A 22,559-nucleotide genomic window follows, 5' to 3' on the forward strand; every position below is an offset into this window, starting at 1 on the left:
TAATTAGTCTTCATGTGTTAAAAAATCTGGAATTGAAAATTCGCCTGCATTGTTCGTGTTCGCACTCTTAACAACCTTTTTAATCGCAGCTTTTTTATCTTTTTCTTCTCCGGAAAGGAAACCAGTTGCAATGACAGTAATTTGAATTTCATCACCTAATGATTCATCAATGGTTGCCCCAAAAATAACGTTGGCATCTGGATCAGATGCTTCTCTGGCAATGCTTGCGGCACGATCAACTTCAAATAAGGACAAGTCTTCACCTGCTGTAATATTAAGCAGCACGCCGGTTGCGCCATCAATTTGTGTTTCCAGCAAAGGACTGAGAATCGCCTGTTTAGCGGCTTCCTCGGCACGATTATCGCCTGATGCACGACCTACACCCATGTGTGCAAGTCCGGTGTCCTTCATAATCGTTTTTACATCTGCAAAGTCTAAACTGATAAGGCCTGGCATTGAGATGAGGTCTGAGATGCTTTTAACCCCTTGCAGGAGCACATCATCAGCCAATTTAAAAGCATCTTTAAGCGATGTGGATTTATCTGCCATTCTTAAAAGTCGATCATTCGGAATTGTCACTAATGAGTCGACGTTTTCCTGCAGAAACTCACTGGCAATTTGAGCATTACGCATACGCACACGGCCTTCAAAAGAAAAAGGTTTTGTGACAACCCCAATTGTTAAAATATCCATATCTTTGGCAATTTTTGCAATAATCGGTGCTGCTCCCGAGCCTGTTCCTCCGCCCATGCCTGCTGTCAGAAACAAAAGATCGGTGTCCTTTATCATATCTGCAATTGCATCCTTGCTTTCTTCGGCAGCTTTTTGGCCAATCTCAGGATTTCCGCCTGAACCAAGTCCCTGAGTCAGTTTTTCTCCTATCTGAAGTTTTTTTTCAGATAAAGCTAAAGCAAGAGCCTGTTTGTCTGTATTGATTGCAATAAAATCAACACCCTTCATACCTGCTTCAATCATGCGATTAATGGCGTTGTTTCCACCACCACCAACACCGACAACACGGATTTTTGCGAAATTATCGTAATTCCCATCTAATTCAAACACTTTTTTTCCTCCTCTGACTAAACAGCTTTCTCATAACACTTTTTATTTCAAAAATTTTGTATTTCTTTTTCCCAAAACTCTCTTGAAAGCTTTGGTTGTTTTTTCATAATATAAAATTGATCTTTCCTTGAAATTCAAGTAAAAAAATCTTCACTTCTTTATATTAACCTGAATTCCCAAATTTTTCAACTATTGAATCATAAATTAAGCAAAATATCGTTCAATATTTTTTATTTACACACTGACGGTCCGGTCACATTACACCGGATGACAAGCAGAATTCTACCTTGCTTTTATCACCGGCTTCGTTCCGACAGTCAAATTAATAAGCATATTGCTTGTGTTTTCAGCCAGATTATTTAAAATATAGTTTTCATTTTCCGAATAATTATTATAATCCCAAAAACTGAAAATAGTCCCATTCTTTGTCACGATCTCGTAGGTATTATTATCCGTCATCCGGACTTCTGAAATTTTTTCTAAATAGCCGCTATCCTTTAAGTCGATTAATACATTCATAACCGTATCAAAACGCCAATAGGGTTCAATTACAACTTCTTGCCCGATTCCCGGCGCATTAACGCTCTCGCACCCAAAGACCAGCGGAATATCCGTTTTTCTTAGATATCCACTGTTTTCGATTAGTTTTTTATCTCGGGTAAGATAAAAAACGTTATTACCATCGTTGACCGCACAAATTGGCGTTGATTCTTTCAGGCTGATCAAAATTTTATTAGGCATCACTTTCGAAATGACTAAATCATCCAGGTTCAGTAATGAACTTATACTATAATTCGCTTTATTGATATCGACCAAAAATATACTTTCCCCAATTTGAATTCCCGATGCATCAATGACCGTCTGATCATCCACGATTTCATTTCCAACCACTTCTATTTCTGAAACGTTAAAAAAGCCTTGTTTCACAGCTTCATAAGATGCAAAACTTAACCCGCCAATGATGCCAAGGATAACAAGAATCACAATTAGGCTTTTTATGATTCTCTTGCGCTTTTTTATTTTACGTTGTTGTCGTCGCTGCTCTCGCAACTCTTCTTTTGACAACTCATAAAGTTGCGGTTTTTCTTTGACTTTTTCTTTTTTAGATCGTTTCATAAATTCTCCATGAGCTTATTTATTTCACTATAAATCCGATCTCCAGCATCAAGAATGCTTAATTCTTTGGTAATTTCCGACATCCTCTTTAGCCGCGGTTCATCATTTAAGAGTAACTCCGTAATTTCTGCTAAATATTCTCCGGTCAAAGCTTTATCTTCAATTAAAATTCCACCGCCCCGATCCGTAATAACTCGAGCATTAAAATCTTGATGATTTCCCGCCGCCATCGGATAGGGAACTAAAATTGATGGTACTCCCACCGCTTCAATTTCAGCCACAGACATGGCTCCAGAACGGCTGATGACCAGATCCGCCGCCCCTAAAAGCTGATAGACTTCATTGCTATAGGCCTCTGCAAAAATATTTTCGGATGCTTCCAAACCTTGTTTGCACATCGCTTCTTTAATCTTGTTATATTGTCCTTTTCCCGTTAAATGATAAATCACCCGATCATTGCGATTTTTGTAATCCGCCATCAGCGCTAAAGCCCCTTGATTAATGGATCCTGCGCCCTGGCTCCCACCCATAATCAATATCATTTTCTGTGAATCCAGAAGATTAAGACTTTTTCGTGATTTCTGTTTATTTATCGATTGGTATTCGGAACGGACCGGATTTCCTGCTAAAAATGTTTTTCCAGCTGGAAAATACTGTTTTGCTTCTTTAAAGCTGATCGCAATACGGTCCACTTTTTTCCCTAACATACGGTTTGTTTTTCCAGGAAAAGCATTTTGTTCATGAATCATTGTGGGAATTTTTAGCCGACTGGCTAATAAGAGCAGCGGACCAGCCGTAAACCCTCCGGTGCCAATGACTAAATCAGGTTGGTGGCGAGCCAATACTTTTTTTGCATCACTCATTCCATCAAAAATCCCTTTAACCGCTGCCAGTGTTTCCAATGAAAGCTGCCGTTCAAACCCTCTTACTCTGATATACTCAATTGGATACCCTAATTGAGGGATAATATTTTTCTCCATTCCAACTTTCGAACCGATGAAGATGATCTCGGCATTCGGGTTTTCTTTTTTTATTTTTTCAGCAATCGCAAGTCCCGGATAAATATGACCTCCAGTCCCTCCCGCTGCAATGAGTACTTTCATAGTCTACCTCACAATCTTTTTTTGCTAAGATCAACGCCCCGGGAAATATTTAATATCGGCCCCATCATTGCAAAAAGAATAATTACCGATGATCCTCCGGCACTCATAAAAGGAAGCGCCATCCCCGTTACCGGAATAATTGCGGAAGCCACGCCAATGTTTACTAAAACCTGAAATGCCAATAACAGCATAACACTACTGGTATATAAATATCCAAAAGTATCTGGGGATTTTTGAGCGATCTGGAAGCCCCGCCAAATAACAAATGCAAATAAGCCCAAAACCACCAAGCACCCGATAAAACCAAATTCTTCGGCAATATTTGAAAAAATAAAATCATTTTGCAATTCTGGCAGAAATGAATATTTCTGTTTGCCATTTCCCAATCCCTTGCCAAAAATACCACCGGTACCAATCGCCAAAAGTGATTGGGTTATCTGATAATCATAGCCGCTTTTTCCTAAGAAAACATTAAACCGGTCAAGACGCCACGGTTCAGCAATCATCAGACCGATAAATGCCAAAAGGCCGAACCCAATATAGGGTAAAAATATTTTAAAACGAACTCCCGCAAAATACAAAACACCGCACACACCAACCACGATGGCCATTGTGGCACTTAAAGAAGGTTCGATGACTGTTATCCCACAAATAAAGAGCAATGGCAGCATACAGTATCGAAAAAAGGGGCCCGGTTTCCGGATGACGTTAGGCTTTTTGGCGATAAGCGTACTGTAATAAAGAATTCCGGCTACTTTTGCAAATTCTGATGGCTGAAATGTTGTAAATTTCAAATCAATCCATCGTCTTGCATCATTGACTTTCACTCCAATACCTGGAATTAAAACAATCAGCAAAAGAAAAGCCGCTATTACCATCGCTATTATATAATATTTTTTATAGGTTCGATAATCAATTTTACTCATTATTACCATGACAATCACACCCAAAGCATCAAATAATAATTGTTTTAAAAAAAGAGTATACCCTTTTTCACCGCTAATCGTTGATGAGTACATACTGGCGCTAAAAACCATTATTACCCCAATTCCCGCCAATATCATCAAGGCAATCAAAAAGGGACGATCTATTTTACCTGTCTTCATGGTTTGCTCCTCAATTTCTTATTGATTCTCTATCACCAGTTCCTTGAAAATTTTGCCTCGGATTTCATAATTATCAAACATATCCCAACTTGCACAGGCTGGAGATAACAATACTGTATCTCCGACGACTGCTTCTGCTTTTGCAACAGCAACTGCCTCTTCATAATTTTCAACTTTTATGATGTTTTCAAATTCTTTTTCATGGGCCGCTTTTATTAAATCATTGGCTGTTACACCCAATACAATGAGTCGTTTTACGCGTTTTGCGACTAATTCCATTAAATCAGAATAATCTTCCTTTTTATCATAACCGCCGGCCAACAGAATAATCGGTGTTTCCACCGCGTTTAATGCCGTAATGGTGGCATTGGTATTGGTCCCTTTTGAGTCATTGATATAGGTAACTCCGGAAAAACATCCAACCCATTCCAACCGGTGTTCCACACCTTTAAAGGACTTCAGCACCTTTACAATCACATCTACCGTTACGCCTGAAAAGTATGCCAAAGTCAAAGCCGCCAGTGCATTCATGGTATTGTGGGGCCCAATAATCCCCAGTTCATCTTCACGGCACACAAAAACAATTTCTTTGCCGTTATTAATGTACAGTTTTCCATCCAGGCACCAGGCCCCGTAATCCAAAGGCTTTAAATAGCTGAAATACGCTTTTTTTGAAATCGCCGATTCTCCTAACCGGCACACCAGATCGTCATCTGCGTTTAAAACCAATAGATCTTCCGGGGTTTGATTTTCAAAAATCCGGCCTTTGGCTTTCACATAGTTTTTCATTGTCAAATGCCGATCAAGATGATCCGGCGTTAAGTTTAAAATCGTCGCTGCTTTGGGATGAAATGTTTGAATGGTTTCTAATTGAAAACTGCTGATTTCCGTCACAAAAACGTCCGCTTCTTTTGATCTTTCGATATACTTTGTGATTGGGTCGCCAATATTACCGACCACATAGGTTCCGCGTCCTGACGCTTTAAATATTTCCCCTAATAAAGTGGTTGTGGTTGTTTTTCCGTTCGTTCCTGTAATCGCAATAAAAGGCGTTTTTGTCAATCGATAGGCTGCTTCAACCTCTCCAATCACAGGGATACCCTGTTCATCGGCCGCTTTGATGATGGGAATAATCAGTGGCACACCTGGACTTACCACGACTTCATCAATTATATTTAAAATCTCCAGACTGGGTTGCATACCAAATATTGATTCAAAAAAGGGCCTTTTTTCATAGTCCGAAATTTGCGGGAACTCTTTCAAAACAATACTAGATGTCCGGGTATCTGTTAATACCACACCTTCTCCCTGATCTAGTAACAATTCCGTCACAGCCACTCCGCTTCGGGCCGCTCCAATAACTAACGTTGTTTTTCTCATATTGATCCTCTCCTAAACTAAACAAATAAATGCTATGGCAACAAAAATTGCTGTCACAACCCAAAAGACTGTCACAACCCGTGTTTCACTCCAGCCGGCTAATTCAAAATGGTGGTGAATCGGAGCCATTCGAAAAAAACGTTTCCCTTTAGTGGCCTTAAAATAGCCGACCTGAATAACTACTGATAAAGCTTCAATCACAAACAATCCACCAGCGATAAGCAAAAATAGTTGCAGTTGTGTAACAATTGCCATTACCACAACCGCACCGCCTAATGCCATGGACCCGGTATCTCCCATAAAAATAGCCGCAGGATTTGAATTATGTCTTAAAAAGCCTAAACATCCGCCAATGACGCTGCCGATAAAAATAGCAGTCGCGGACTCCGGCAAAATCAATGATCCGACAAAAAAGAAAAGTGATACAATCAGGGTCACCCCAGATGCCAGTCCATCCAATCCATCGGTTAAGTTAACCGCATTGACGATCGAAACAATCGCAACGAACGTCAAGGGAATATACCAAATTCCAAAATCTACCGGTTGATGCATAAAAGGAACAATGAGTTCCGATCCAATCGTCGAACAATTGTAGGCATATAATGAAATAGCCAGGGCTCCAACACATTGAAGAACGAGTTTCTGCCATGCCCGCAAACCAAGATTGTGTTTCTTTGCAACCTTTATGTAATCATCGATAAAGCCGACACAACCAAAATACAGCATGACAATCACGGGAAAAAAATCCCAAAAACCGGTCACTGCCGATAATAGAATAAAGACAACAACAACACCTAATTGAATAACCAGCCCACCCATGGTTGGCGTTCCCGATTTTGCCAGATGACTTTGCGGGCCTTCTTCCCGAATAGCCTGCCCGAATTTTAACCGCCTGAGTACCGGAATAAAGTGAGGTGTCACCAAATAAACAACAGCAAAGGAAATAAGTAAACCAATCAACCCTGCTTTTAAAGCTGTCAATTCCATTATTCATGACCTCCTTCAATATAATCAATTACTTTTTCCAGTCCCATTCCGCGGGAAGCTTTAATTAAAATAACATCTTCCGGAGCCATGATCGCCCGGAGACATTTTCCTGCCGCCTGAGCATCCAAAACAGGATAAACACAATCTTGTTTATCACCATAACCCCGGCAAATTTCTTTTCCTAAATTTCCGACGCCGATGAGAATATCTGCTTTGTCTTTTGCATACTCACCAATTTCATAATGGGCAACCGGGCCGTAATCCCCCATTTCAAGCATATCTCCAAGAATTGCGATTTTACGCTTATAATCACATCCAATGGTTTTAAGCACATCCAATGATGCTTTCATTGCATCAGGATTTGCATTATAGGTATCATTGATCACTTTTATTTTTCCGATTGAAAAAATATTCATACGGTTACCGCTTGGCACAAAAGCATCCAAACCTTTTTGTATCTCCGGTTGCTTCATGTTGTAAAAATACCCCAGCCAAATAGCCGTTAGACAATTATAAACATTATGTTCCCCGGGAAAATTGAATATATATCTTTCTTTCCGCCCTTCCCATTCCACCGTCATTTTAAGACCGCGACTATGGGAAGTATATTCTGAAACCTTAATATCTTGCTGCCCGTGAATTCCAAAACTTTTAACCCTAAAATTATTTTTTTCTTCTTTTAACTTTTTCAGGAAACAATCATCCCCATTAACCAATGCGATCCCATCATTCTTTAACGTTTGTAATATTTCTTTTTTTGCCAGAAAAATATTTTTCTGGGTTTTTAAACGTTCAATATGACTCAGACCAATGTTGGTAATGACACTGATATCCGGATCAACACTCTGGATTGATTTTGAAATATCTCCCCGATGATCCATTCCCATTTCAATCACTGCTATTTCATGTTCAGGGCCTAAATTAAAAAGCGTTTGGGGGATACCATATTCATTGTTGAAATTTCCTTTGGTTTTAAGGACGTTGTATTTCTGAGCAAGTACCGAAGCCACCAAATCTTTTGTTGTCGTTTTTCCGCTGCTTCCGGTAATGGCAACTACCGACAGTGCATATCGATGCCTGTTGAAGCTTGCCAGTGCTTTCATTGCTTCCAACGTCGAAGGCACAAGAATAATGGTCATGTTTTCCGGAAAAAAGCGATCTTTTTCTTGACTCAGACTCACTCTTCCACCATTTAAAAATGCCGATTCGATAAAAGCATGGCCATTATTCGTCTCACCAATAACAGGAATGTATAAATCCCCATTTTCTATCTTTCGACTGTCAATTTTAACATCTTTTACTATTAAGTTGCTTTCCCCTTGAAGTAATTTTCCCTGGGTGATCCTAAGTATTTCATCAATACTGATACTGTCCATCGATAAATTTTACCTAATCTTTCTCCAAAATTTTCTTCTTTTTCCCAAAAGACTGTGCTATTATATCAAACTTTATACATAAAGAAAAGCAAGGATTTTCCCCTCGCTTTTCTTTCACCTTTACTATGGGGTAAATGTTACATTAACGTCACTGCCTTTTTCAACAACAGTCGTTGCTGCCGGCGTCTGACTTGATGCAAAACCATTACCTGTAATTTTAAGATTTAGTCCCAGTCCCGTGAGTAACTCATTGGCACTTTGAATTGAAAGTTTTGTGACATCAGGAACAACGACTGTTCCGCTGGTCGAGCTGGTGGAGTCTCCCAATCCAAGTACAATTTCTGTACTAGAATCGTACACGGAATTAGTCGGAATGCTTTGACTAACAACTGTACTGCCACTTGTCGTTGCATCAAAACTGTATTTGATTCCTTTTTCATTAAGGATACTTGCTGCAAAATCTTTATTCTGTCCAACCAAATCAGGAACGGTTATGCTGCCCTTTTGAACTGCTTCTGTGCTCACATCATTGATGTTGGTATCGGCAGAATTATAATTCAAAGTTTGTTCCATCAAACTAATCGCCGTCGGAGCTGCACTAGTACTCCCATAAGCCCCTGCTTTCGGTTCATCAAGCACAACATAAACAGAATATTTCGGATCTTCAATCGGTGCAAAGCAATAAAAAGAAGTAACATATTTGGTCGTTGAATAGGCTCCGTCGATAAATTTTTCTGCCGTTCCGGTTTTTCCGCCGATACTGTAACCTTCAGAAAGGGCGGTCATGCTCGAATCATAGCCAACCACTTTTCTCATGATTTCTCTCATTGCTAAAGATGTTTCCGTTGAAATAATCTGCTTCGGTGATTCGGTTTGGGTACCCTTGGTTTCATTTGAAATAATGGTGGGCTTTACATAATAACCATTGTTTACAACACTGTTCAGCGCACTGACCATCTGAATGGGCGTTACCGCCAAACCCTGTCCAAAAGAAAAAGTTGCATAATCAACTTGATTGATTTCACCGTTTGCCTTAGAAAGACGGTTGATGATTCCGGATTCTTCTCCGTCCAGCTCAATCCCGGTTCTTTGACCTAATCCAAAATTATAAACATACTGAAAGAAAACATCAGGGTCTAACTTTTCAATAATTTGAACCAAACCAGGATTGCAGGAATACGCAATAGCATCTGAAACAGTCTCGGTGCCATGAGGTCCGGTTGAGCAATTAATGATTGCATCCCCAACCTGTATAGATCCACTGCAATAAACAAGGGTATCCGGTGTTACCACCCCTTCTTCCAGTGCCGCCGACCCGGTAAGCGCTTTAAACGTTGAACCCGGTTCATAGATAAAACTCACTGCCGGATTTTGGTACATTTCCAGCAGTTTTTCTGAATCAGTCAATCCTGTCAGGTCTTCTGCATGCGTCGATGCGAAATTTGCATCAAGGGTATTCGGATCATTAAGATTATAATTCGGGTTTGATGCCATGGCAACAACCTGTCCGGTCTTTGTTTCCATAACAATAGCTGTAACACTTTTTGTCTGCCATGTTGCTGCCGCTTCTGCCACCGCTTTTTCCGCCATTAATTGAATATTACTATCAATTGTTAAGGTAATGTCTTTTCCTTGAACGGGGGCCTTTAGGATTTTTGTTTGCGAAGCGATTTTATTTCCATCAGCGTCCTTCTGATAATACAGTACTCCATTTTCGCCGCTTAGAACATCATTATAAGTTGATTCCACACCATAACGTCCACTGTAATCGGCTCCGGTAAATCCCAAAATGTAGGAAGCAAAATTACCGTTTGTATAATATCTTCGATAATCGTCCAGTAATTCAATTCCATTGTAACTCTGAATGTTCCCCGAGGCATCTGTTATTGCTTCGGAATTCTTAATATCCAATGCCAGGGCATTATCAACCTGACCTTTTATTAATACCGTGGTATTCTCTTTTCTGGTCGCTTCTTCATAAAGAGTGTCATACTTCAAATCCAGTTCACTGGCCAAAGTCTTAGCCACCGTATTGGGATCAGTGATACTTTTCGGTTTAAAATAAAGCACATCATCTTCAACACTTACGCCTGGAAAGTTGTGACTGAGAACCGTCACTGCCGTTGCACTACTGACCGCTGTATCCACTTCAATAGCATCATCTTCCAATACCGAAATCTTTGCCAGTACATCTTCATATTTTAAGCCAAGCTTCGTGCTCAATGTATTTGCTAAACGTTCCGGGTCTTTAACCTCAAAAGGAACAACATTGACAGCTGATGCCGATGAATCTTTAGCTAAAACATTCCCATTCCGATCATAAATATCGCCGCGAGAAGCCGTAATCGGCACTTCCTCAACAAGCTGATCAACCTGTCGCTCATATTTTCCTGCCGAATTTACAATTTGCAGGGAGAATAATCTCACAATAACAACAATTAAGCACAATGAAAGGATAACCATAATCAGCACAATTTTCTTTTGCTTGCTTAATGGTCCAATCTCCCGTTGTGCTTTCTTTCTTCTATTCACATTTTTTCTCCAAGATCTTTTAACGTTTGTCGACAGTTTACTTCAATCAGCTTAAGGTAAACCATAGTCTAAAACAAATTTTCGAACCAGCTTTTTACTTTTTCTGTTTCTAAAGTAGTTGCGGTCTTTTTCTGTTCTGAAACCACTTCTTTCCGATATTGGGCCTGAGTTGGTTCCGTCATACCGTAACTCCTTGCTTGTGCTTCAATGGATTGCAAGTTCATATTTGTAACTAACTGTCCCTCTTTACTGTCATTCGCCTGAATGGCTTCATTAAGTGTCTTTTGAAGACTTAAGATTTCAGTATTTTTCTCTGTGATCATAGAATGCTGAAATAAAAGTCCTGCCATCACGGCAAATACGACCAGCGCCGTCATTGCAATATACGAAGAAGGCGTTAATATTTTTTTCTTTTGTTTGGATCTTCGCTTTTGTCTTTCAGTAGTAACTACTTCTTGTCTGACTTCATTTTGTGTTTCCAGATTGGAACTTTGCTTTCTTTTCCTTGCAGTCGCCATGGAACTCTCCTTTAATTAACTCAGCTTCCTGTTCCTAGCTTTTCAATGATCCGAAGTTTTGCACTTCGGGAACGTCGATTTTCTTCTTGTTCGTCTATTCCCGGTACAATAGGTTTTCTTGAAATTATTTTTAATTCCGGCTTTTTTCCACACATACACTGGGGAAAATCTGGCGGGCAGGTACATGGATTTGCTCTTCCTTTAAAAAAGTGCTTAACAACGCGATCTTCCAAAGAATGAAATGTAATGACACACATTCGTCCTCCCGGTTTAAGCGCCTCAAGCCCTTGAGACAAAGCATCTTCTAATATTTTTAATTCCCCATTAACCTCCAGGCGAATGGCCTGGAATGTTTTTCTGGAAGGATGTTTTTCTTTATGACGGTCCTGGGGAGGGTAAGCTCTTTTAATGATCTCACTTAACTCCAAGGTTGTTGTAATGCGTTTTATTTCTCTGGCTTTCACGATGGATTTTACAATTTGACCGGCAAATTTCTCTTCCCCATAAAGAAATAAAATTTTCTTTAAATCTCCTGGTGAATAGTCATTGACCACCATTTCCGCTGTTAAATTCGCAGACTGGTTCATTCTCATATCCAAGGGGCCATCGTGATGATATGAAAAGCCTCGGGTATCATCGTCCAGTTGAAATGATGAAACCCCGAGGTCATATAGAATACCATCGATTCCAAAGAGATGGAGGCTCTCTAGAACCTTGGTTAAACTGGCAAAATTACTTTTTATAAAAAAACGTTGGCAAACATAAGCTTCCAAACGTTTTTTGGCATATTCCAAGGCAAAGTCGTCCTGGTCAATGCCTACTAAAATTCCACTTTCTCCCAAAGCTTCACAGATCCATTGGGAATGACCGCCACCGCCTAATGTGCAATCAACATAGACACCTTCCGAACGAATGCAAAGGCCTTCTATTGATTCTCGCAATAAAACAGATGTATGAGAAAATGTGTTTGGTTTCATTAAATTCCCAGCATTGCCATATTATTGGCAATGTCCTCATAGTTTAAATCCTCATTATCATTATAGCTTGACCATAATTGACTATCCCATATCTCCAATCGATTTGAAACGCCGATGATGGTTACCTCTTTAGTGATTTTTGCATATTTTCGAAGCGAAATCGGAATGCTGGCGCGACCTTGTCGATCCAATTCACAGTCTGCCGCTCCGGCAAAGAAAAATCGGGTAAACGCCCTTGCGTCTTTATCAGATATTGGCAAGGTTTTTAATTTACTTTCAAAATTCTCCCATTCTTCCATGGAAAAAATAAATAAGCAACAGTCCAATCCTTTTGTTAAAACGAATTGACCGCCAAGAGATTCTCTGAATTTTGAAGGAATGATTAATCTTCCCTTATCGTCTATATTATGTTCATACTCTCCAAAAAACATTCAGGTTCCCCTCCTTCTTACTTTGTTCTTCCATTACGTTCCACATTATACCACACTCCACCACCCTTCACAAGTTGCACAGACGCTTATTAAGCAAAAAACAGGGTTAAATTTTGTTAAAATTTCACAACATTTGTATCGATTTTATATCATTATACTTAAAAAGCTTAAAAAAATATTATTAAAGCCAATTTCCCATAAACTCATCCGATAAGGCCATGATAAATCGTTGTCTTCATTATAAAGATTTTTCGGGCTACCGCCTGTTCACTATGATCCAGATAACTAATATTCCTGTTATCTGCAGTCCTTACTTTTGCACTTTTTCACGTTCTCCTTAAAATATTTTATATTTGTTTCCTCTTAAATTCCACATTATAACTTGTGATTAAAACTATTTTGGTTTAAACTGTTAAAATAATGAAACTTAAGGAGTATGAAATATGAGAGCAGTAGTAACGGTTATTGGAAAAGACCGCACCGGAATAATATACAATGTATCAAAAATATTAGCAGAAAATAATGTCAATATTGAAGATATCAGTCAAACAATTATGGATGATTTTTTTACGATGATCATGTTGGTCAACTTAGATAATATGTCCATTGATTTTAATGTACTAAAAAACGAACTGGAAAAAATAGCCGAAACCATCGGCATGTCCATCCGCATTCAGCATGAAGATCTTTTCAATGCGATGCACACCATTTGAGGCAGGATTATGACAATGTTTAAAGACGTCCTAGAGACGGTAAGCATGATTGAAAAAGAACGCTTGGATATCCGCACAATTACGATGGGAATTTCGTTGCTTGACTGTATCGATTCCTCCGGAGAAAAAAGCCGACAGCGAATTTATGATAAGATTACTCATTTGGCCGAAAATCTGGTAAAAGAAGGGGAACGCATTGAGACCGAATTGGGTATTCCGATTGTTCATAAGCGGATCTCAGTCACCCCTATTTCACTGATTGCCGGCAGCAGCAGCGACCTCAATTATGTAGAGTATGCCAAAATTCTTGATGCCGCCGCCGCAACGGTCGGGGTAAACTTTATTGGCGGTTTTTCAGCGCTCGTGCCTAAAGGCTTTACTAAGGGCGACCGTATTCTGATTGATTCCATTCCCGAAGCTTTAGCGACTACCAATAATGTCTGTTCCTGTGTAAACCTTGGCTCATCAAAATCCGGTATTAATATGGACGCCGTGAAACGCATCGGTGAAATCATTAAAGAAACCGCTTATCTCACCCGAGACGCCGATTCCATCGGTTGTGCAAAATTTGTGGCATTCGCCAATGCTGTCGAAGATAATCCCTTTATGGCCGGTGCTTTCCATGGTATCGGTGAAGCTGAATCGGTTCTTAATGTGGGGGTCAGCGGTCCTGGCGTTGTCAAACGGGCTCTTGAAAGATCGCAGGATGCATCGTTTGGCGAAATGGCGGAAATCATTAAGAAAGCCGCTTTTAAAATCACCCGTGCCGGACACCTGGTGGGAACAACTGTCGCTGAACGACTTAATGTTCCTTTTGGTATTTTGGATTTGTCCTTAGCACCAACTCCGGAAGTCGGTGATAGTGTTGCCCGTATTTTAGAAGAAATGGGGCTTGAGCATTGTGGTACGCATGGTACTACCGCCGCATTGGCGATGCTAAATGACGCGGTTAAAAAAGGCGGAATTATGGCCTCAACTTCAGTCGGTGGTTTCAGCGGTGCTTTTATTCCTGTCAGTGAAGATGAAGGTATGATTGAAGCCGTAGAATGTGGTGCCCTCACCTTTGATAAATTAGAAGCCATGACCAGTGTTTGTTCAGTCGGCATTGATATGGTTGCCATTCCCGGCGATACACCCGCGACCACCATTTCAGCCATCATCGCTGATGAAGCCGCAATTGGCGTCATCAATAATAAAACAACCGGTGTTCGACTCATTCCGGTTTATGGAAAAGATGTTGGCGAAAGCGCTGAATTTGGAGGGCTCCTTGGCCATGCTCCTATTATGGCGGTTAATAAAAATGACAGTTCTATTTTCATCAACCGCGGGGGACATATTCCCGCACCGATCCACAGTTTTAAAAACTGACACTCATTAACCGTAAATTAATATTTAAAGGCCAACATTATCGTTGCATGCTGCAACGCGATAAATGTTGGCCTTTGTTTAATTTTTTGTCTTTATACTATTTTGGCATCCTTGAACATCCCAATATGTTATAATAAAAAAAACAGCTTAGCGAGGTGCATTTATGTTTACATTACCTGATTATATTTTTCCTGATTTCACAGCAGCATTATTTAAAAACGCTCCCAGTGTTCGGACCATGCCCGCACCCTTAGACGGCGTCGTTCCAGAAAATTTTTACGCCACCACGATCTACCCCGAATATTTTAAAATTCACGATACCTGGCAGCTTATGTCCGAAAGCCGGATGGACTGTGTCGTCGTCATTACGGATGATCTCCCTCAAGCCATTGAATTCAGAAATGTTAAAAAAGGCGATTCCGTTGTTGTGGGCCGACAGGAAAGCGCTGAGAACGGCGTCTATGTGGATCATTTCGCTTTTGCAAAAAAACAAAACAAAGGGGATAATTTTTCATTCAGAACCTCCAATTCCAGAGAAACCGCCTATTCCAGAGATTATGACCGACTCTATGAATTATTAGAATTCGAACGTGAAAACGGCTATATCTTATGGGTTCTCGGTCCCGCCGTAACCTTTGATCAGGATTCACGAAACGCCATGTCTCACCTGGTCAATTCAGGCTATGTGGATGCGCTTTTCGCCGGCAATGCACTGGCAACCCATGATTTAGAATCTCACTTTTTTAATACTGCTTTAGGACAGGATATTTATTCCAAAGAAAATATATCGATGGGGCATTATCACCATATTGAAACCATTAATCGCGCCCGAAACTGTGGTTCATTTGAAAATTTAATTGAAAAATATAAAATTGAAGATGGTATTATCAGTGCCTGTATCAAGAATAAAATACCAATGGTATTAGCCGGATCGATTCGGGATGACGGGCCGTTGCCCAGTGTTTATGCAAATGCCTACGATGCTCAGGATGCTCTTCGCGTACATACCAAAAAAGCCACGACCGTGATTTGCCTCGCCACTCAGCTTCATACCATTGCCACCGGGAATATGACCCCTTCCTACCAGGTTGTTGACGGCGTGGTACGGCCAGTCTATTTTTATTCAGTCGATATTTCCGAATTTGTGGTTAACAAACTAAAAGATCGTGGCAGCCTCAGCTCTAAAGCCATTATCACCAATGTTCAGGATTTTATGGTTAATCTTCAGCGAAATCTGCCTGAGTAATTACAGAAAAAAGAGCGGTTTCAATGAAACCGCTCTGATAATGCAGACAGATCCAAATCAGGCAACGCCTTTTTTCAGACCTGTAGGGGCGATCCATGATCGCCCGAAAACGTTGATCTTTTATATAAACGTCAACGAAGATCCTGGCTCGCCTCTACAATATGATACTTTTTCTATAGTTTAATGGCTCCCAGCACTTCTCCGATTTTTCCATCAATCGCAAGATTTGCTATGGCGTCCATGGGTGTCGAAGATTTATTGATTAAAACCAGATGATTACCCCGATAATAATTAATGAGACCCGCGGCCGGGTAAACGGCTAATGAAGTTCCCCCGATAATCAGAACATCTGCCTTGGTAATAGCAGCGACCGAGCGATTCATGACATCACTATCCAAACCTTCCCCATATAAAACCACATCCGGTTTTATGGTTCCTCCGCAGGAACACTTTGGTACCTCTTCACCTTCGGCAATGGTTTCAACATCGTAAAACTGATGACATTTCATGCAGTAATTTCGCAGCACCGATCCATGCAGTTCCAGTACATTTTTACTTCCGGCCATTTGATGCAGCCCATCAATGTTCTGAGTGATCACCGCTTTTAGTTTTCCCGCCGTTTCAAGCTCTGCCAGTTTGATATGCGCTTTATTCGGACGGGCATCCGGACATAACATCTTGTTACGATAGAACCGGTAGAATTCCTCGGTGTTATCCATGAAAAATTCATGAGAAAGAATGGTTTCCGGCGGATATTTATAACTCTGACTATAAAGGCCGTCCACACTTCTAAAATCGGGAATACCGCTTTCCGTGGAGACTCCAGCCCCACCAAAAAAAACAATGTTTTTTGCCTGATTCACAATTTCCTGTAATTTTTTTAATTCTGCTGTCATTTTTTCTTCTTTGTCTCCTTTGCTTATTCTTCAATTTCTTTTAGAAAACATTCTACCATATCAAAAGCTATTTTACTTAAATCAATACGATAATTCTTTGCATATCGATCAGCAAAGCCATGTTTGCCTTCCAGCACCGTGGCTCTAACATCTTTTTTCTTCCGGAGCTGAAAAACGATATCATCAACACAAAAGGCTTCTTCATCCTCAGCAAATAGGAGCAGGCAGGGGCAATCCGGGTCGACCTCAAGATAGTCCCTTATTCTTGAGCCATAAAAACCGATCATCCCACTACAATAGCGATTTTTAGATAGTCGCCAGGCAATGGTTGCCCCGACGCTTGATCCAAAGACAATGACATGATTGTATTCACTACCCAGTTTTTTTATAAAACTTTCCACTTCTTTATCGACTTCAAAACCTATTTTTGTTTTAAAATAAGCATAAGCTTCTTCCTGTTCAGAATAGGAAAAACAGTTTTCTCGATGGTTTAAATTCAGGCAATAGGTATCATAGCCTTGTTCATAAAAAAAATCTGCAAGTTCCATGATATATTGATTGATCCCATATATTTCATGCAGGATTATAACTGCTCTTTCTGATCCGTTTTTTTTAACAACCATCGTTTTCTCCTCATAATCTATTGCTAAATAAGATCCATTAAGGCGCACTCTTATTATTTTGATTCCTGGCAAATAACATCAAATATTTTAAGACACACCTTAGCAATTCACCTATTATTTATAATTATATCAAATCTCGATGGCTTTATCCAGCCGATGGATAAGCCGCTGTAGAAAACCAGGTCAAATTATTGTGACCAGAATACCACCTTTCATGCGCGTTATAAAAGCATGCTTTATGCTTTCCTGATTCTGAGAATGCTATCCTCCTTATTTATTTTAAAATTTTCATTGACAGTTAATCATACTGCAAGTACAATAATAGAAATGACGGTTTAATATTTAGTACAATAGTATGATTTTAAGGGAGGTACAATAATGGGCGCTAAAAAAAAGGATATATTAATTCAGTTTAATCGGGATATTATTTTAGCATCGGCTCGGAAGTTATTCCAGCTTAGTGGCATTAACCGAACGAGTATGGACGAGATCGCCAGGGAAGCGGATTGCAGCAAATCAACGATATATGTTTATTTTAAAAATAAAGACGAAATCATAAACTATATTGTCTATGAACATATGGTTTTGTTAAGAAATGCTTTGCAGGAATGCACTCCTGACAATAAAGATTTTGAAAGAAGTTATTATGCCATTTGCAATACCTTAGTTGACTTTCAAGAACAATATCCATTGTATTTCGAAAGTCTATTAAGCGAGATTGACGTTGAGCAGGAAAAAATCCAGCAGCCTGGTTTGCTTGCTGATATTTACAAAGTAGGCGAGCAAATAAATGATATCATCGGTGAACTCTTGAAATCAGGAATCGAGCACAACTGTCTGCGAGAAGATCTTGAACTGATCCCCACTGTATTTTATCTTTGGTCAAGCATCAGCGGTATTATACTGTTGGCAAATCAAAAACAAAAATATCTTAAAATGAGAGTTGGCATGGATAAGACCATGTTTTTAAACTACAGTTTTAAAACACTGCTTCAGTCGATTATTAAATAATTTGGAAGGAAATAATATGACATTCATATTTTCAATCATATCACTTGCAGTATTACTGGTTGTACTTAGTAAATTTATCACAAAACATCTCCATTTAGATAAGGCCGACAAAGTACTGGGTAAAATTCATTGCAAACTTGGTTATTTGCTCGTAATCTCAGCGACGATTCATATGCTATTTTCGTTTTATGTATTTAATTCCCGCCCTGTATATTTATACCTATTAGGTATCTTAATGCTTGTCTGCATACTCTTGACAGCCATCAGCTATTGGTGTCGAAAGTCCTTGAAAAAAAACTGGCTTATCATTCACAGACTGGCTGCACTTATCCTCTGTTTGCTGTTACTTTCTCATGTCGGCATGTATTTTTACAGTGTCATCAGTTATCAAAGAAACGTGAGCAGTATTGAAATTACCGAAATCGATGTGGGAAAAACACCTGACGGAACCTATATCGGGGAATGCGATGTTAAATACATTTATGCAAAGGTGAATGTCACTGTCTCGAATGGAAAGATAACAAGCATCAATCTGCTGGAGCATCGTAATGAAAAAGGAGCAGCGGCAGAAAGTATTGTTAATGATGTGATCGAAAATCAGAAAATTGATGTCGATACGATCAGTGGTGCGACCAATTCCAGTAAAGTTATTAAAAAAGCCATCGAAAATGCATTAGCTGACTGTCAAAAAACTACTTAATTTTTATTAGACCATCGAATAATTTTAAGCACTAATAAAAAGGGCGGATTTTCTCTCTTCCCCATAAAAAATTCCTCTTTCCATTTCTTTATCTTATGTAAACTATCATACATAAACATTATGAAATAAAAAGAGGAACTTTATGAATAATTATGAACGCGATTCAATCAACAGCAAGAGGGGCTGATTGAATCGCATGAAAAAGTCACTAGCAATGAAATACCTGAACTTCCCTACGACTTACACAGAAGTTTAACAATTTCGCAAATATTCTCAAAAGATTTTTAAAACGATACACAGATTTAACATTTTGTTCAAATTGCCTTAACATCACAACGTTATACTCAATATTAGATAATTTGATATTCCTTCCGGTCTCAATAAGAAACATCGAGATGGACACCGTATCAAATTGTAAATATTTTTTTAACTGAAAGGTAATTTGCTATGATAGAATCACGATTTGCTACCTATTATAAGAATCATCCGGAGCGTCACGTTCTTTCTAAAGCGCACAATGAAAAAATAAAATTCACAGCAATACCTGAGCTTTCGGCAAAAATAGATTCAAATTTTGAAAAGAAGCTTAGATCTGATAAATATGCCTATTTAGAACAATGCGTTGAATTAAAAATTGAAGTGGCATTGATGTATATTAATCGCACCCATTCCAATCTCCAGTATATCTAGACCCAAAAGCCAAATCGTCCTTTTAACAGCCAGTGACTGGTCGACTAAATCTTTCCGACAGAAATACCAATAAACCGGTCACCGGCGAAAAAAGAACCATCGCATTAGAGATTTTCAAGAACTGTTAAAAAGCCTGTTTCTTTTGGGACAAAATACCAATCGTCGAACGCCCCGGCAATACAAAAGCGTGTTCGCCCAACGATACTCCGATTTTTTTGGTATCATCTCCAAACATATAAAACAGTCGGGTTTGTTCCTCGGTGGACCATTCTTCTCCGTTTCCTGGAACATAGTCCTGAGTTTTTTCCCATCCGGCTTCTTTTTGAACCTCATTAGCCACAAAGACTTTTCCAATATTAACCAGAAGATTCATCATTTCATCAATCATGAACTGGTCCATGGCATCCGTTAATGTTTTTGCATAATCATCAAGCTCTGTACCGACTGTGACAATATACGGGAACACCATGTCACCTTTTTCAACGGTTCCCCCAAACAACTGACTTTCAAAGATTTCATTATCAACCGTCACACTTTTTTCATGCTTGTCCGTGATCTCAGCTTTAAAATAAATGGCCTTCGGTTTGGCAATTTTTTGAGTCATCTCAAATAGCGGCGCAACTATTTCCAGCATGCTTTCTCTACCCTGGAGATTGAGTTCTTCGTTTAAGATATCCATACTCAGCTCATAAGGGAAATTCATAAAAATTTTACAGTTCATTTCTCTGCCTCCTCTTTTTACTTAATCATTAGCTATTATATCAAATTTTATTCCATTACTTTTTCAACTGCGTAATCGGGATGACTTCGTTGGGTGGAACTGGATGCTTACCGATCATTTTCTCCATCCAAACCATATCATACCAGGTTTCAAATTTATACCCGCATTTTGTAAAATGTCCCACCGTTTTGTACCCCATATGCTGGTGAAAGCCGATACTCACCGGATTCGGATAGGCAATACAGGCGTTTAGATTGATGATATTCTGCTTTTCCAGCTTTTCTTCCAAAGCGATGTAAAGCTTTTTTCCTAGCCCCTTTGCTTTGCAGTCCACCTTGACATAAACCGTCATTTCAACAGCCCAAGCATAAGCAGCCCGATCCTTGAAGGTTGATGCATAAGCATAACCCACAATTTTCTTATCTAATATTGCAACCAGATAGGGGTATTTCATCAGTATGTGTTTGATCCGCTCTGCAAATTCCTCAACTGTGGGAACCTCATATTCAAATGTAATGGCTGTATCCGTGACGTAAGGCCCATAAATACCCAATATTTCTTCTGTATCCGCCGCAGTTGCCATACGGATTGTTATTAATTCATTATTCATTTTTACTGTCTCCCGTCTGGCTACTCAATTCAAGCCATCAATAATAACACCATCAGCCTATTTCAGACTTCCCACACTAACCCGGTTGCGGCCATCAATTTTGGACTGATACAGCGCTCTATCCGCTGCGGAAATTAGATCGTCCGGCACTAAAATTTCCTCCTGAGATGCCGTTACAACGCCAATGCTCAACGTGACATAATCCGAACAAAAGGAATTGACATGATCAATACACAATTTTTCAACACCAGCCCGTAATCTTTCTGCAACCAGGGCCGAACCTGCTTCGTTTGTATTGGGAAGAACCAAAACAAACTCATCCCCTCCATAACGTGCCAGAAAATCACCGGGACGCCTCAAATTCATTTTAACGGTTGTTGTCACTCTCCTAAGGCAATCATCTCCCTTGGTATGTCCATACATATCATTATACTCTTTATAATAGTCAACATCGATCAAAATCAAAGACAACGGATTTTTATCTCGTTTAGCCTGACCAATTTCCTGAATTAATACCTGATCAAAATACCGGCGGTTTGCTGTACTAGTCAACCCATCAAACAATGACATTTTTTTCAGTTTTTCATTTCCGATAATAGCAACACAATAAATAATGACCGTGACCAACACTGCCATTGCCAAGATAATGAGTATAAAAGTATTGAATTCCAGCATTTTACCGGCCCTGTCTTCAAGCATTGAATTTTCATTATTGGCTATTGAAACTACCTGATCAATATAGTGCCGATGCTCTGTATACAATGGTTCTAATTTAACCGTTACTATTTCATTTGCCTTTACCTGATCGCCACTTCTAATTGCCGGAATGAATTCATTTTCAAATACTTCATAAAATTCCATTGCTGGCTGATAAGCATTTTCCACCATATTCGCTTTCAAATCTCCTACAGGCAAATGACTCTCCCAGAGATCATGACACGCCATATAATCTTTTTTCAGCTGTGCTTCTTCGCTAATAAGTTCTTCAATTTTAGCTGTGTCCGTTTCTTTTAATAACTGAAGTGTGACAAGATAGGATTCAATAATATATCCTGGTGGTGGTAACACATCAGCCACAAGCTCTTTTCCAGACATTATTTCATTATACATTTCTCCATTGATCTTGATGTTTATGATTGTTTTATAACCAACAATTGCAAATAAAATAAAACCGATCATAAACGCCGTAATTAAAATCATCAATCTTTTATTGCTTTTTAAATTATCTGACAAATTTGCATTTTCCCCAGTTCCGATTCAACTTAGAAATATCATGTTCAAAATTAATTGCGATATCCAAATATTGTCGAATTGTAATTTCCATTTATCCAACCTCTTCGCTTCATTAAATTTTTTATTTATAACCTATTTCATCTTATGATCGGGATTCATT

General features: G+C 39.3%; 22 protein-coding genes. 6 read left to right on the forward strand and 16 right to left on the reverse strand.

What is annotated here, in order from left to right; all coding sequences use genetic code 11:
- Nucleotides 1–3: 3 nt before the first annotated feature.
- The 11 genes from ftsZ to mraZ form a co-directional block, all read right to left on the reverse strand.
- The gene (gene ftsZ / locus FZC40_RS03375; protein WP_148602521.1) at nt 4–1,062 is read right to left on the reverse strand and encodes a cell division protein FtsZ; all 1,059 of its coding nucleotides are present in this window, start codon (nt 1,060–1,062) and stop codon (nt 4–6) included.
- A 282-nt stretch (nt 1,063–1,344) separates the two neighbouring features.
- Nucleotides 1,345–2,178 carry a cell division protein FtsQ/DivIB gene (locus tag FZC40_RS03380; RefSeq protein WP_148602522.1) on the reverse strand — a complete coding sequence of 278 codons (834 nt, stop codon included), beginning with the start codon at nt 2,176–2,178 and terminating at the stop codon, nt 1,345–1,347.
- Nucleotides 2,175–3,281: an undecaprenyldiphospho-muramoylpentapeptide beta-N-acetylglucosaminyltransferase gene (murG, locus tag FZC40_RS03385; RefSeq protein ID WP_148602523.1), complete on the reverse strand. Its 1,107-nt coding sequence runs from the start codon at nt 3,279–3,281 to the stop codon at nt 2,175–2,177. The genes FZC40_RS03380 and murG overlap by 4 nt, the downstream gene beginning before the upstream one ends.
- A gap of 8 nt (nt 3,282–3,289) precedes the next feature.
- A complete protein-coding gene (gene ftsW / locus FZC40_RS03390) occupies nt 3,290–4,387 on the reverse strand; it encodes a putative lipid II flippase FtsW (protein ID WP_148602524.1) in 1,098 nt (365 codons plus the stop codon).
- Between the two features lie 18 nt (nt 4,388–4,405).
- The gene (murD, locus tag FZC40_RS03395; protein ID WP_148602525.1) at nt 4,406–5,767 is read right to left on the reverse strand and encodes a UDP-N-acetylmuramoyl-L-alanine--D-glutamate ligase; all 1,362 of its coding nucleotides are present in this window, start codon (nt 5,765–5,767) and stop codon (nt 4,406–4,408) included.
- A 12-nt stretch (nt 5,768–5,779) separates the two neighbouring features.
- Nucleotides 5,780–6,754, reverse strand: a complete 975-nt coding sequence (gene mraY / locus FZC40_RS03400; protein ID WP_148602526.1) for a phospho-N-acetylmuramoyl-pentapeptide-transferase — start codon at nt 6,752–6,754, stop codon at nt 5,780–5,782.
- A complete protein-coding gene (locus FZC40_RS03405) occupies nt 6,754–8,130 on the reverse strand; it encodes a UDP-N-acetylmuramoyl-tripeptide--D-alanyl-D-alanine ligase (RefSeq protein WP_148602527.1) in 1,377 nt (458 codons plus the stop codon). Before FZC40_RS03405 ends, mraY begins: the two co-directional genes overlap by 1 nt.
- A 123-nt stretch (nt 8,131–8,253) precedes the next feature.
- Entirely contained in the window at nt 8,254–10,662 is a 2,409-nt protein-coding gene (locus FZC40_RS03410) for a peptidoglycan D,D-transpeptidase FtsI family protein (RefSeq protein WP_148602528.1), read from the reverse strand.
- A gap of 68 nt (nt 10,663–10,730) precedes the next feature.
- Entirely contained in the window at nt 10,731–11,180 is a 450-nt protein-coding gene (locus FZC40_RS03415) for a hypothetical protein (RefSeq protein ID WP_148565559.1), read from the reverse strand.
- Between the two features lie 20 nt (nt 11,181–11,200).
- Nucleotides 11,201–12,157 (reverse strand): 16S rRNA (cytosine(1402)-N(4))-methyltransferase RsmH, encoded by a 957-nt coding sequence (rsmH, locus tag FZC40_RS03420; RefSeq protein WP_148602529.1) that lies wholly within the window; start codon nt 12,155–12,157, stop codon nt 11,201–11,203.
- Nucleotides 12,157–12,588 (reverse strand): division/cell wall cluster transcriptional repressor MraZ, encoded by a 432-nt coding sequence (mraZ, locus tag FZC40_RS03425; RefSeq protein ID WP_148602530.1) that lies wholly within the window; start codon nt 12,586–12,588, stop codon nt 12,157–12,159. The genes rsmH and mraZ overlap by 1 nt, the downstream gene beginning before the upstream one ends.
- A gap of 443 nt (nt 12,589–13,031) precedes the next feature.
- Between mraZ and FZC40_RS03430 the strand changes: the two genes are divergently transcribed.
- From FZC40_RS03430 to FZC40_RS03440, 3 genes are all read left to right on the forward strand, one after another.
- Complete coding sequence (locus FZC40_RS03430) at nt 13,032–13,301, forward strand: ACT domain-containing protein (protein ID WP_148565556.1); 270 nt, start codon at nt 13,032–13,034, stop codon at nt 13,299–13,301.
- Between the two features lie 9 nt (nt 13,302–13,310).
- A complete protein-coding gene (locus FZC40_RS03435) occupies nt 13,311–14,669 on the forward strand; it encodes a PFL family protein (protein ID WP_148602531.1) in 1,359 nt (452 codons plus the stop codon).
- A gap of 163 nt (nt 14,670–14,832) precedes the next feature.
- Nucleotides 14,833–15,915: a putative NPN-dependent ornithine cyclodeaminase gene (locus tag FZC40_RS03440; RefSeq protein ID WP_148565554.1), complete on the forward strand. Its 1,083-nt coding sequence runs from the start codon at nt 14,833–14,835 to the stop codon at nt 15,913–15,915.
- A 173-nt stretch (nt 15,916–16,088) separates the two neighbouring features.
- On the opposite strand, the gene FZC40_RS03445 is transcribed toward FZC40_RS03440, so the two are convergent.
- Both FZC40_RS03445 and FZC40_RS03450 read right to left on the reverse strand, forming a co-directional pair.
- Nucleotides 16,089–16,811 (reverse strand): NAD-dependent protein deacylase, encoded by a 723-nt coding sequence (locus tag FZC40_RS03445; protein ID WP_148602532.1) that lies wholly within the window; start codon nt 16,809–16,811, stop codon nt 16,089–16,091.
- A gap of 23 nt (nt 16,812–16,834) precedes the next feature.
- Complete coding sequence (locus tag FZC40_RS03450) at nt 16,835–17,434, reverse strand: dienelactone hydrolase family protein (RefSeq protein WP_148602533.1); 600 nt, start codon at nt 17,432–17,434, stop codon at nt 16,835–16,837.
- 378 nt (nt 17,435–17,812) lie between these two features.
- Between FZC40_RS03450 and FZC40_RS03455 the strand changes: the two genes are divergently transcribed.
- The 3 genes from FZC40_RS03455 (at nt 17,813) to FZC40_RS03465 (ending at nt 19,835) form a co-directional block, all read left to right on the forward strand.
- Complete coding sequence (locus FZC40_RS03455) at nt 17,813–18,445, forward strand: TetR/AcrR family transcriptional regulator (RefSeq protein WP_148602534.1); 633 nt, start codon at nt 17,813–17,815, stop codon at nt 18,443–18,445.
- A gap of 16 nt (nt 18,446–18,461) precedes the next feature.
- Nucleotides 18,462–19,145, forward strand: a complete 684-nt coding sequence (locus tag FZC40_RS03460) for an FMN-binding protein (RefSeq protein WP_243135736.1) — start codon at nt 18,462–18,464, stop codon at nt 19,143–19,145.
- Between the two features lie 447 nt (nt 19,146–19,592).
- A complete protein-coding gene (locus FZC40_RS03465) occupies nt 19,593–19,835 on the forward strand; it encodes a hypothetical protein (protein ID WP_148602535.1) in 243 nt (80 codons plus the stop codon).
- Nucleotides 19,836–19,959: 124 nt separating this feature from the next.
- Here FZC40_RS03465 and FZC40_RS03470 read toward each other — a convergent pair whose 3' ends face one another.
- Genes FZC40_RS03470 through FZC40_RS03480 form a run of 3 tightly spaced genes read right to left on the reverse strand, consistent with a single transcriptional unit; the run spans nt 19,960 to nt 22,399 of the window.
- On the reverse strand, nt 19,960–20,556 hold the full coding sequence (locus FZC40_RS03470) for a hypothetical protein (protein ID WP_148602536.1): 597 nt from the start codon (nt 20,554–20,556) through the stop codon (nt 19,960–19,962).
- Nucleotides 20,557–20,611: 55 nt separating this feature from the next.
- On the reverse strand, nt 20,612–21,166 hold the full coding sequence (locus FZC40_RS03475) for a GNAT family N-acetyltransferase (protein WP_148602537.1): 555 nt from the start codon (nt 21,164–21,166) through the stop codon (nt 20,612–20,614).
- A gap of 57 nt (nt 21,167–21,223) precedes the next feature.
- Nucleotides 21,224–22,399 carry a GGDEF domain-containing protein gene (locus FZC40_RS03480; protein WP_148602538.1) on the reverse strand — a complete coding sequence of 392 codons (1,176 nt, stop codon included), beginning with the start codon at nt 22,397–22,399 and terminating at the stop codon, nt 21,224–21,226.
- Nucleotides 22,400–22,559 lie beyond the last annotated feature (160 nt).

The organism is Acetobacterium tundrae (genome assembly GCF_008086615.1).
GTDB classification, from domain to species: Bacteria; Bacillota; Clostridia; order Eubacteriales; family Eubacteriaceae; genus Acetobacterium; species Acetobacterium tundrae.